This window comes from Thermoanaerobacter sp. X514 (genome assembly GCF_000019065.1).
GTDB classification, from domain to species: domain Bacteria; phylum Bacillota; class Thermoanaerobacteria; order Thermoanaerobacterales; family Thermoanaerobacteraceae; genus Thermoanaerobacter; species Thermoanaerobacter pseudethanolicus.
The window spans coordinates 577,781-589,822 of sequence record NC_010320.1; the positions used below are offsets into that span (position 1 = coordinate 577,781).

At 36.2% G+C, this 12,042-nt stretch carries 10 protein-coding genes, 2 pseudogenes and 1 riboswitch; of the genes and pseudogenes, 11 read left to right on the forward strand and 1 reads right to left on the reverse strand.

The window, feature by feature from the left end:
• Window positions 1-214: 214 nt before the first annotated feature.
• From TETH514_RS02830 to TETH514_RS02865, 9 genes and pseudogenes are all read left to right on the forward strand, one after another.
• A complete protein-coding gene (locus TETH514_RS02830) occupies window positions 215-1,555 on the forward strand; it encodes an ammonium transporter (RefSeq protein WP_009053037.1) in 1,341 nt (446 codons plus the stop codon).
• 46 nt (window positions 1,556-1,601) lie between these two features.
• Window positions 1,602-1,940: a P-II family nitrogen regulator gene (locus tag TETH514_RS02835; RefSeq protein WP_009053036.1), complete on the forward strand. Its 339-nt coding sequence runs from the start codon at window positions 1,602-1,604 to the stop codon at window positions 1,938-1,940.
• A 108-nt stretch (window positions 1,941-2,048) separates the two neighbouring features.
• A pseudogene (locus tag TETH514_RS12520) lies at window positions 2,049-2,195 on the forward strand (transposase); the annotation flags it as partial.
• A gap of 19 nt (window positions 2,196-2,214) precedes the next feature.
• Window positions 2,215-2,925, forward strand: coding sequence for a type 1 glutamine amidotransferase (locus TETH514_RS02840; RefSeq protein WP_009053035.1), 711 nt, complete (start codon window positions 2,215-2,217; stop codon window positions 2,923-2,925).
• 363 nt (window positions 2,926-3,288) lie between these two features.
• Window positions 3,289-4,413 carry a glutamine amidotransferase family protein gene (locus TETH514_RS02845; RefSeq protein WP_009053034.1) on the forward strand — a complete coding sequence of 375 codons (1,125 nt, stop codon included), beginning with the start codon at window positions 3,289-3,291 and terminating at the stop codon, window positions 4,411-4,413.
• Window positions 4,410-5,915 (forward strand): glutamate synthase-related protein, encoded by a 1,506-nt coding sequence (locus TETH514_RS02850; protein WP_003868167.1) that lies wholly within the window; start codon window positions 4,410-4,412, stop codon window positions 5,913-5,915. The genes TETH514_RS02845 and TETH514_RS02850 overlap by 4 nt, the downstream gene beginning before the upstream one ends.
• 11 nt (window positions 5,916-5,926) lie before the next feature.
• A complete protein-coding gene (locus TETH514_RS02855; RefSeq protein WP_009053033.1) occupies window positions 5,927-6,376 on the forward strand; it encodes a 4Fe-4S dicluster domain-containing protein in 450 nt (149 codons plus the stop codon).
• A complete protein-coding gene (locus TETH514_RS02860) occupies window positions 6,373-7,641 on the forward strand; it encodes an NAD(P)/FAD-dependent oxidoreductase (protein WP_009053032.1) in 1,269 nt (422 codons plus the stop codon). The genes TETH514_RS02855 and TETH514_RS02860 overlap by 4 nt, the downstream gene beginning before the upstream one ends.
• Window positions 7,638-8,366 (forward strand): hypothetical protein, encoded by a 729-nt coding sequence (locus tag TETH514_RS02865; RefSeq protein ID WP_003870575.1) that lies wholly within the window; start codon window positions 7,638-7,640, stop codon window positions 8,364-8,366. The genes TETH514_RS02860 and TETH514_RS02865 overlap by 4 nt, the downstream gene beginning before the upstream one ends.
• Before the next feature lie 22 nt (window positions 8,367-8,388).
• Here TETH514_RS02865 and hydE read toward each other — a convergent pair whose 3' ends face one another.
• A complete protein-coding gene (hydE, locus tag TETH514_RS02870; protein ID WP_009053031.1) occupies window positions 8,389-9,426 on the reverse strand; it encodes a [FeFe] hydrogenase H-cluster radical SAM maturase HydE in 1,038 nt (345 codons plus the stop codon).
• Between the two features lie 446 nt (window positions 9,427-9,872).
• Here hydE and TETH514_RS13110 point away from each other — a divergent pair.
• Window positions 9,873-9,929, forward strand: a pseudogene (locus TETH514_RS13110) (hypothetical protein); the annotation flags it as partial.
• 399 nt (window positions 9,930-10,328) lie between these two features.
• The gene (locus TETH514_RS02875; RefSeq protein WP_003868162.1) at window positions 10,329-11,528 is read left to right on the forward strand and encodes an iron-containing alcohol dehydrogenase; all 1,200 of its coding nucleotides are present in this window, start codon (window positions 10,329-10,331) and stop codon (window positions 11,526-11,528) included.
• 384 nt (window positions 11,529-11,912) lie between these two features.
• Window positions 11,913-12,015, forward strand: a riboswitch (TPP riboswitch).
• Window positions 12,016-12,042 lie beyond the last annotated feature (27 nt).

A 12,042-nucleotide genomic window follows, 5' to 3' on the forward strand; every position in this document is an offset into this window, starting at 1 on the left:
GAAAAAGGTTGTCTTTGCCTTTTTTAATCATTAACCCTTAAATTTCTATCAAACTATAACAAAAATATTATTCCCTAAAAAACCTTTTTAAAACATGTAGATCGTTTTATCACATCAAATCAATTCAAATTTGAAAAGAGGGGTGCAAGTAGGTGTACTTAATGGTTTATAAGTCTTCTTAAAACTTAATTCAATTATGAGGAGGTTTATAAAAATGGATAAGGTAAAGAAAATATTTTTAAGCTTTATGATTTTAATTTTTGTAGTAACGAGTGGAATTTGCACTGCAAAAGCAGCAGACCAAATAACACCAGAAAAAGTTGCAACAGCTATTGACAATGTTTGGGTACTTGTATCAGCTTTCTTGGTGTTCTTCATGCAAGCAGGGTTTGCAATGGTTGAAGCGGGGTTCACAAGAGCAAAGAATGCAAGCAACATTGTTATGAAAAACCTAATGGACTTTGCAATTGGTTCAGTTATGTTCTGGTTGGTAGGATTTGCAATAATGTTCGGAAAAGATGCAGGTGGATTTATAGGAACCTCAGGGTTTTTCTTCAGTGATTCATTTGAACATTTAGAGCTTTCAATTCCTTTGATGTCCTTTTTAATTTTCCAGACAGTATTTGCAGCAACAGCCGCAACAATTGTATCTGGTGCTATGGCTGAAAGAACAAAATTTGTTGCTTACTGCATTTATAGTGCTGTAATTTCACTCATTATCTATCCAGTTGTAGGACACTGGGCATGGGGAGGAGGATGGTTGAGCAAATTAGGATTTATCGACTTTGCAGGGTCTACTGTTGTTCACTCTGTTGGCGGTTGGGCAGCGTTGATTGGTGCAAAAATGCTTGGACCAAGAATAGGGAAATACACAAAAGACGGAAAGGTCAATGCGATTCCAGGGCATAGCATAACATTGGCAGCGCTTGGTACCTTCATTTTATGGTTTGGATGGTTTGGATTCAACCCAGGTTCAACACTTTCAGGTATGAGTGACAAAATTGGCGATATTGCTGTCAATACCAATTTAGCAGCTGCAATGGGTGCAACCCTCGCGATGATTTATACATGGCTAAAGTACAAAAAACCCGATGTTAGCATGACACTAAACGGAGCTTTGGCTGGGCTTGTTGCAATTACAGCAGGGTGTGCGTCGGTGAGCACATGGGGTGCTGCAATAATAGGTGGGCTTGCTGGAATCTTGGTTGTTATATCTGTTGAGTTTATTGATAAAAAGCTCAAGATAGACGATCCTGTTGGTGCAATATCGGTACATGGAGTTTGCGGTGCGTTTGGGACATTGATGGTTGGGCTTTTTGCAACAGAAGGAGGACTGTTCTATGGTGGTGGGATAAAGCAATTTTTAGTCCAACTTGCCGGGGTTGCTTCAACATTTGTATGGACTACTGTGACAGCGTTTATTCTCTTTGCGATAATCAAACTCACAGTCGGTTTGCGAGTTTCCGAAGAGGAAGAGGTAGAAGGTCTGGATGTTACAGAACATGGTGCGACAGCTTATGGTGACTTTGTAACGAAGTCTGAGGTAGTAAACTAAGTTTGGTGGTTTTGTGATAAATTTTATTTGAAAAGGGTGAAGGTCAATGAAAAAGATTGAGTGTATTATCAGACCTGAAAAGCTTGAAGAGGTAAAGGATACTTTAAATCAACTTGGGATAAAGGGCATGACAGTCTCACAAGTAATGGGCTGCGGTCTTCAAAAGGGGAAGACAGAATATTACAGGGGTGTTGCGATTAATATCAACCTTTTACCTAAGATAAAGCTTGAGCTGATTGTGAAGGATTCTGAGGTTGATAGGATTGTGGATACAATCATCAAAGTTGCCCGCTCAGGTAAAATAGGCGATGGTAAGATATTTATATACAATGTTGAAGATGCCGTCAGAATCAGAACTGGCGAAAAAGGTGAAAGCGCAATTTAAAGTTTGGGGGAGCCATACTTACAATTTGGCAATAGCAGGCATCCAAAACACCCCCAAATGAAAGATAGTCTGTCTTGCCTCTTGCACCCTTCTAAAAATGTCTAAAAGAAACAGGCTCTTTTATTGGCATTAATGAAGATGGTGGTTAACGAAGTATCTACACGAAAAGCTGAAGAAATCACTTATAAACTCTGTGATACTGAATTTTCAAAATCTACAATTTCTGAGCTTTGTAAAAATCTTGATCCTATTGTTTAGCAAAGGAGATGAGATAATGCAAGTTTTAATTATCCAACATGTAAGTCAGGAAGGACCAGGTCTTATAGCTGAAATTTTTTCGAAGAAAGGATGGAAGTTAGATATTCGCGTAATGAATCAACCTGGAGCTATTTTACCTAAAACGGTGGCTGACTATAATGCTGTGATAATATTGGGAGGTCCAATGGGAGCATACGAAGAAGAAAAGTACCCATATCTTTATCAAGTACAAGAACTTATACGCGATGCGATAGAAAGACGAATACCAGTATTAGGAATATGTTTGGGAGGGCAGCTTATTGCCAGGGCGTTGGGAGCAACAGTTAAACCTAACCCGGTAAAAGAAGTTGGGTGGTATAAAATACATTTGACAGAAGCAGGGGAAAAGGCCTTTCTTTTCCGGGATTTGCCAGAAGAGTTTTGGGCTTTTCAATGGCATGGAGATACTTTTGAACTGCCTGAAGGGGCTGTTCTCCTTGCAGAAGGTGATACTTGTACTAACCAGGCTTTTGCTTATCAGGATTGTGCCTGGGCTTTACAATTTCACCCAGAAGTTACACCTATAATCGTTAGTTATTGGACTGAGATTTATCAAGAAGAACTTATAGAGTTTGCTGGACCAGGAGCAGTGGCTCAACTTAAAGAGGAGACAAAAAGGCTGTGGGAAAAGAATCAGGAAGTTTTTTCCCGTTTTTGGGCGAATTTTTGCCGACTTTTGGATGTTTAGGGAGAAGAACGAGAACAATAGAAAGAGCATTGCAGATATAAAAAAGCACCCCCACTTTTTATGCGTAGAAAGTGGGGGTGTTGTCATTCTACATATAAGTTACCTATGATGTTAAAGTATCTAACTGTTTTTTTTGCCCACTACATTTAATTGAAGAATTAACCTAAAAATAATTTATGAATTTTTCATATTAACGTATTGCAAAATTAATAAAATATATTATAATTAAACATAACACTTGTAATTTAGGATTGATAAGCATTTTACCACAATTTGAGGACAATTTTAAACAGTAAACATTTTCGCTTGATGCAACTTTCAAAAAAAATATTGCATATAAAAATTTTTTAAGGGGGTTATAAAATGTTGAAGGAAGGTTATGTAAGAATACCTTCGGGATGTGCTATAAGTGGCATAATTGATCGCACTGGTCGTCTATTTTCGGGGCAATCTATAACAGATTCCATCGCGACAATGCATGATAGATCAAATGGTCTTGGAGGTGGTTTTGCTGCATATGGCATTTATCCTGATTTTAAAGATTATTTTGCATTTCATGTGTTTTATGATGATTTGATAGCTAAACAGGAAACAGAGAATATTTTAAAAGCAAATTATATAGTGGCTTTAGAAGAAAAAATACCAACACGAAAAACAGCGCATATTAAAAATGCACCATTAATTTACAGATATTTTGCCATACCAAAGCCAGAGAAATTGAAATTGTCAGAACTGGATGAAAATGAATTTACAATTAAATTTGTATTTAATATAAACAGTAACATACCAGGCGCATATGTTTTTTCTAGCGGGAAAAATATGGGAGTATTTAAAGCGGTAGGTTACCCAGAAGATGTTGCAAATTTTTATAAATTGGAATCTTATAAAGGATATATGTGGTTGGCCCATGGGAGATTTCCAACGAATACGCCAGGATGGTGGGGTGGTGCACATCCTTTTAATCTATTAAATATCTCTGTTGTTCACAATGGCGAGCTTTCTTCGTACGATACTAATCGTAAATATTTAGAAGAATTTGGATATATTTGCACCTTGCAAACTGATACAGAAGTCGCGGCATACATTTTCGATCTTTTATTAAGAAGACATGGTTTACCAATAGAACTTGCATGCAAAGTAGTTGCATCGCCTTTGTGGAAGCAGGTTGAAAGGATGTCACCAAAAGAAAAAATTTTATACACTAACCTGAAAATAATTTATGGAAGAGCACTACTAAATGGTCCATTTTCAATGATAATAGCATATGAAGATGGCTTTGTGGCAATAAACGATAGGATTAAACTAAGGCCACTTACTGCTGCAAAAAAGGGCGATATGATATATGTAGCCAGCGAAGAGTCAGCAATAAGGCAAGTATGCAAAAATCCTGAAAGCGTATGGATTCCTAGAGGTGGAGAACCTGTTATAGCTGAGCTCATACGTGACAACGAAAAAGAAATGTATTCTACAAAGGAGGTTACTGCATGAGTTTAAGCTACCTTACTCCAGAATTTAAAGTACTCAGAGATTACGATAAATGCATTAACTGTAAGGTTTGTATGAGACAGTGTTCGTTTGAAGTTCACAGTTATGATGAACATTTAGATAAGATGGTTTCGAATGATATGAATTGTGTAAATTGTCAAAGATGTGTCGTGTTGTGTCCAACACAAGCTCTTACAATTATTAAACATCCTCAAACATTTAAAGAACATGCCAATTGGACTTACGATGCTATAAGAGATATATACAGACAGGCAGAAACAGGTGGAGTTCTTCTGTCATCCATGGGAAATGATAGGCCTTATCCTGTATATTGGGATAAAATGGTTATAAATGCAAGCCAAGTTACAAACCCCTCTATAGACCCGCTAAGAGAACCTATGGAATTAAGGGTATATATAGGTAGGAAGCCTGACAAGATAGAAATAGACGAAAACCTTAATGTTAAAACAAAAATGCCTCCACAACTCAAACTTGAGACACCAATAATGTTTTCAGCAATGTCTTATGGTTCAATAAGTTACAATGCTCACGCAGCTTTGGCAAGAGCTGCTGAAGAGCTTGGGATACTTTATAATACTGGTGAAGGGGGGCTTCATAAGGACTTCCGGAAATATGGCAAAAACACAATTGTACAGGTAGCATCAGGACGTTTTGGTGTTGATAGAGAATACCTTAATACTGCGGCGGCTATTGAAATAAAAATTGGTCAGGGTGCAAAGCCTGGGATAGGTGGTCATCTACCCGGTGAAAAGGTGAGTGAGGACATCTCGGCAACAAGGATGATACCACCTGGAAGTGATGCTATATCTCCTGCACCGCATCACGATATCTATTCAATTGAAGACCTTGCGCAATTAATATATTCATTGAAGGAAGCTACCGATTATCAAAAACCTGTTGGTGTTAAAATTGCAGCAGTCAATAATGTGGCGGCAATAGCTTCGGGAATAGCAAGAGCTGGAGCAGATTATATAGCAATAGACGGATTTAGAGGCGGTACAGGGGCTGCTCCAAAGAGAATAAGGGATAACGTAGGAATTCCAATTGAATTTGCAATAGCTGCTGTAGATGCAAGACTCCGTTCTGAAGGTATAAGACATACAATATCTTTAGTTGCAGCTGGTAGTATTAGAAACAGTGCAGACATAGTCAAAGCAATAGCTCTTGGCGCAGATGCCGTTTACATTGCAACAGCTGCTTTGATTGCTTTGGGATGTCATATGTGCCAAAAATGCCATACTGGAAAGTGCAATTGGGGAATTGCTACACAAGATCCTAACCTTGTTAAAAGATTAAACCCAGAAATCGGATATAAACGTCTTGTTAACCTTGTTCAAGCATGGAGTCATGAAATAAAAGAAATGCTTGGTGGAATGGGTATAAATGATATTGAAAGTCTTAAAGGCAATAGGTTAATGCTTCGTGGCATAGGAATGACGCAAAAGGAACTTGATATACTTGGCATTCTTGCTGCCGGCGAATAGGAGGTATTTTTGTGAAAAAGGTTTATGTAAAAGAAGAAGTGTGCGTGGGATGTAGATTATGTGAAGTATACTGTATTACATCTCATTCAAAGTATAAAGATGTTTTAAAAGCATATAAGTTGGAACCCCAAAGGCCGACACCACGAATTGTTATAGAGGAAAATAAACCTGTATCTTTTTCGCTTCAGTGTAGACATTGCGATGATGCGCCATGCGTTAAATCATGCATAACAGGAGCGATGCGAAAAGATCCATTAACAGGTGTTGTAACTTGTGACACAGATAAATGTGTTGGATGCTGGACTTGCGTGCTTGTGTGTGAGTTTGGTGCAATCATAAGAGATGTAAATAATAAGGTTGCATCAAAATGTGACTTATGTGCTGAAGCAGGAGAACCGGCTTGTGTCAAGAATTGTCCTAATGAGGCACTTGTCTATAGTGAAGGAGGCATTTCTGTATGAGGATAGTAATAATTGGTAATTCTGTTGCGATGGTAGGTGCAGTAGAGGCAATAAGAAAATATGATACAAGTTCTGAAATAGTTGTTATTTCAGATGAAACATATCACGTGTATTCAAGACCCCTTATATCTTATTATCTTGGAAATTTAGTGTCTGAAGAGAAAATGATATATAGAGAGAAAGATTTTTACCGCAAAAATAAAGTAGAAACTGTATTTGGTATTAAGGCTATTTCTATTGATGAAAGAAAAAAAGAAGTGCATCTTGAAAACGGGGATAGCATAAGTTTTGACAAACTTCTCATTGCAACGGGCGGGAAACCTATAATACCTCCAGTAGAAGGTTTGAACAAAAAAAATGTTCATACTTTTATTAAAATGGACGACGCTAAAAAATTAAAGGAAGCTGCCAAGCCGGGTTCAAAAGCTGTAATTGTAGGTGGTGGTCTCATCGGTTTCAAAGCAGCAGAAGGCCTTCACCATTTAGGGGTAGATGTAACAATAGTTGAACTTGCAGATAGGATTTTAAGTACAATTCTTGATGCAGAAGGAGCATCTTTGGTATCTCAAAGTCTTCAAAATGACGGTATAAAAATAATTACGGGAACAACAGTGGATAAAATTATAGGAGACGAATATGTTAAGGGAGTTTTGCTTAAAAATGGGAAGGAATTAGAAGCTGACAATCTTATTATCGCGATAGGTGTTGTGCCAAACGTTGATGTTGTAAGAAACACATCAATTTCTATAAACCGTGGTATTTTAGTAGATAATACTATGAAAACAAGCGTTGAAGATGTGTATGCAGCAGGAGATGTAGCCGAAGGGTATGATATGCTTGTTGAGTCAAATAGGGTTGTGCCAATATGGCCAAATGCATACATGCAAGGGGAAATTGCAGGGTACAACATGATTGGTATAAATAAAAGTTTTAAAGGGATTTTTCCTATGAACTCAATAGGTTATAAAAATACAAATATGATAACAGCTGGTATAACAAATCCACAGCAGGAGGAATTTGAGATTATCTCTAAAATTGATCATAACAGAAGGTCTTATAAAAAATTTGTGGTAAAAGAAAATAGATTAGTAGGATTTATATTAATTAATGATATTGATAGGGCTGGATTATTTACTGGATTTATAAAAAATGAAACGGATATAACTCCATTTAAGAAATATCTTTTAAATGATGATTTTGGATTTATATATTTGCCAAAAGAATTAAGAAAGGCAAAAATGCTTGACCTGGAGGTGGTACGATGAAAACCATAAATGCGTCAGGAATTTATTATAGAGACCTTAATGAAATAATTAAAGAGTTAGTTCGTTCAGGTGAAGACATAATTAATTTAAAAAATGTCAATGGTCAGCGATATATAGGAGATAATTTATCTGGGACTACAAAAATAAATATCGAAGGTACACCTGGCAATGACATGGCGGCTTTTATGGACGGCCTTACAATAGAAGTTTTTGGTAATGGACAGGATGCAATAGGAAATACAATGAACGATGGGAATATTATTATACATGGACATGCAGGTGATGTCGTTGGTTACGGAATGAGGGGTGGATCTATCTATATAAAAGATAGTGTTGGTTATAGAGTTGGCATACACATGAAAGAATACAAAGATAAAGTTCCCGTAATAGTTATTGGAGGAAGTGCAGGAGATTTCTTTGGTGAATATATGGCAGGTGGATGTATGATTGTGCTAAACTTGAAAAATGATGAAAATATAGTTGGAGAATATTGTGGTACAGGTATGCATGGAGGAGTTATATATTTGAGAGGAGATGTAGAAGACTATAAACTTGGAAAAGAAGTTATTAAAGAAAAGATAGATGACAAAGATTACGCGTTTATCCAAAAGTATGTTGAAAATTTTTGTCAATATTTTGATTATGATTTTCAAAAGATTATGAATCATTCTTTTGTCAAATTGCATCCGATAGGCAAAAGACCCTATGGAAATATGTATGCATAAAAGACGGGGAAGACCCCGTCCCTTACTTTTTTGACATGACATTTTTCCTATAGCCATAATCTTTTGCAATTGGTCTGCCTATGCTATTTATTTTACCAGTAATACAGCTAAAGCAATGGGCGGGAGTGTCATTTATACAGATTTTGCCTGGATATAATGCGTACAATTTTCTGTATTCCCCTTCTGTAACATTTGGCATTACAACATTTGCTCCACTACGAAGTGCTATCAACCTTCCATTAACATTTAGGGTTTCCATTGCTGTAGTTGCCGGAATATTAATATCAGGCATCAAAAGCCTTGTTATGGCCATAACTTTTAAACTGAGTTCAAATGTGCCTCCCTTTTCATTTTTTAATGGTGTATCGGGATTCGGGATAAATGGACCAACCCCTATCATATCAGCATCAATTTCTTTAAAAAATAGAATGTCATCTGCAATGGATTCTATAGTTTGTCCAGGAAGTCCTATGAGACATCCAGTTCCAACTTCGTAACCTAATTCTTTTAAATCTTTAAGACACCTTTTTCTATTTTCATGACTCATATTAGGATCGAGTTTTTCATAAAGTTCTTTATCCGTTGTTTCTATTCTTAACAAATATCTATCTGCTCCAGCTTCTTTATATGCCTTATATTCTTCTCTTGTTTTTTCGCCTATACTTAGAGTTATTGCAATATCGAGTTGTTTTATGGATTTTATGATTTTAGTCATCCTTTCAACATTGAAAAAATCATCTTCGCCAGACTGCAATACTACAGTTCTATATCCTAAATTGCGGGCATTTTTGGCAAAATTAATTATCTGTTCTGGCTTTAATCTATAACGTTTTATATTTTTGTTATCTCTTCTTAGACCACAATATAAGCAATTTTGCTTACATATATTAGAAAATTCAATAAGCCCTCTTAAATGAACTTCATCTCCCACATATTTTTTTCTTACTCTATCCGCGGCTTTAAATAATTCATCGTTATATTGATCATCCTTTAAAAGCTCAACTATTTCTTTCTTTGTGAGAGAGTGTGTTTTTTCAGCTTTTTTTATTAGTTCTAACAAAAAGTTCACCTACCTCAATAAATTTAAACTTCAAATTGGCAAATAAAATTATTAAAAAGATAGCAAAGTTTTTTGTGGCTAAATAAAAATGAGTAATTTTTTAAAATATGCGTGAAAGTACCGTATTTCTCTAATATTAGTTGTTAAAGCTAAAAACATTGATAGAAGGAGAAACCTTTACGATATGAGTTTAACATTTAATGCTCTAAAAGAAAAGATGTTTTTAAAATATATTTGTTATCGTCAATATATCCATTCACATTACTTTAATGTTGTGATATGGTGTTATTATATTATTGTAGACACTTTAACTCGAACAGGTTAAAATAAAAATATAAAGAGAGAAAGTGTCACAAAATGCCAAGAGGTCAAAGAAAATATAGTGAAGAGTTCAAAAACACTATAGTAGAGTTGAAGCTTGGTATAATAGAAAAAGACTACATAGCAGTATAGGGTATATGACTCCGCAACAATTTGAGGATTTGATTAAAAAATCTGCATAAAAATTTCGAGTTTTTGTGTCTACCATATTGACATAAATCCACTGGTACAGCTACTGTAATTGTAGACTAGCAAACGTGAGACAAAATATGTTAAAAGTCAGGGAAGCTTGATAATTTCAAGCCCCTGACTTTTAATATTATTAGTATACGCCGATTAATTAACATTCATTTAGCAGTAAAGGATGTCCTTATGATAATGCATGTATAGAATCCTTTCATACTTCTTTAAAGAAAGAATAAGTAAATATAGTTACTTACTATACTATAAGGATTTATAAATGGGGCAATAAAGGTAATAGATAAGAATAGATATTATAACTTGGGGTTGACCATTTTCTAAGATAGTGCTATAATTGTATACAGAGATTGTTATAAATTTAACAATAGGAGGTAATTAAAGTGTGGGAAACAAAAATAAATCCAAATAAGGTTTTTGAACTTCGCTGCAAAAACACGACTTATTTTGGAATAGGTAGTATAAAAAAGATAAAAGATATTCTAGAAGTTCTTAAAAACAAAGGTATCAACAATGTCATTCTTGTAACCGGTAAAGGTTCCTATAAAGCCAGTGGGGCCTGGGATGTGGTAAAACCGGCTCTTGAGACACTCGGATTCAAATATTCACTTTATGACAAGGTTGGGCCCAATCCTACTGTTGACATGATCGATGAGGCGGCCAAAATCGGCCGGGAAACTGGGGCAAAAGCTGTTATCGGCATTGGCGGTGGCAGCCCTATAGATACCGCGAAAAGTGTGGCTGTACTGCTGGAATACACTGATAAAAATGCAAGAGAACTTTATGAACAGAAATTCATACCTGAAAAAGCTGCTCCTATTATAGCTATAAACCTTACTCATGGTACTGGTACCGAAGTAGACAGATTTGCGGTGGCTACCATCCCAGAAAAAAATTATAAGCCTGCAATTGCTTATGATTGCCTGTATCCTATGTATGCCATAGATGACCCTTCCCTTATGACAAAGCTTGACAAAAAACAGACAATAGCGGTTACTATAGATGCTTTAAACCACGTTACCGAAGCTGCTACCACTCTTGTAGCGTCACCTTACAGCGTCCTAATGGCAAAAGAAACAGTGAGGCTGATAGTTCGTTACCTACCCGCTGCTGTAAATGACCCTGAAAACCTTGTGGCCAGATACTATTTGCTTTACGCTTCTGCTTTAGCTGGTATTTCTTTTGACAATGGCCTTTTGCACCTTACCCATGCGCTAGAGCATCCTCTGAGTGCAGTAAAACCCGAGATAGCTCATGGTCTTGGACTTGGTGCTATACTGCCTGCGGTGGTAAAGGCTATTTATCCATCTGTTGCAGAAGTTCTGGCTGAAGTATATAGTCCTATAGTGCCTGGGCTAAAAGGTCTGCCTGCTGAAGCAGAATATGTAGCTAAAAAGGTTGAAGAATGGCTCTTTAAGGTAGGATGCACCCAAAAACTTTCGGACTTTGGATTCACAAAAGAGGATATTCCGACTCTGGTAAGGCTTGCTAAAACTACGCCTTCTCTGGACGGATTGCTTTCTAATGCACCAGTGGAAGCAACTGAAGCTGTTATTGCCAAGATTTATGAAGAATCTTTCTAAAATTTAATTTAAAAATTTCACAGCAAGCAGATAGACAATAGGCAATGAACAAGAACAGTATAGTTATTATTTTAACCATGTTGAAGGCAAAGAAATTTTAATCTTTGCAGACAGCGAAGGACAAACAATAGCACAACAAGTTCAAATAGGATATCTTTTTGATAAATAAGAAATGAAGACTGAGAAATTGAGGAGAGCCCTTAGCTTGCAAAAATGAGCTAAGGGCAGTAATTTTAGGGTTTTTTGTTAACACTTAAATTTTATCAGAAAAAGGGGAATTTATAACTTAACTCATTGAATATTGACACCATTTTCAAAATAATTATTGAATTCTTTTGCGTTTATGGTATAATTAACTTAAACAATTTAGGCAAAACTAAATATGACAAGTGCTAGGGGAGCCAAAAAGTGGCTGAGAGGGGATTCGTTCCCGACCCTTTGAACCTGTCAGGGTAATGCCTGCGTAGGGAAGCATGCTTTTTAAAACATTTGTAAAAATGCTCACCTCACAGGT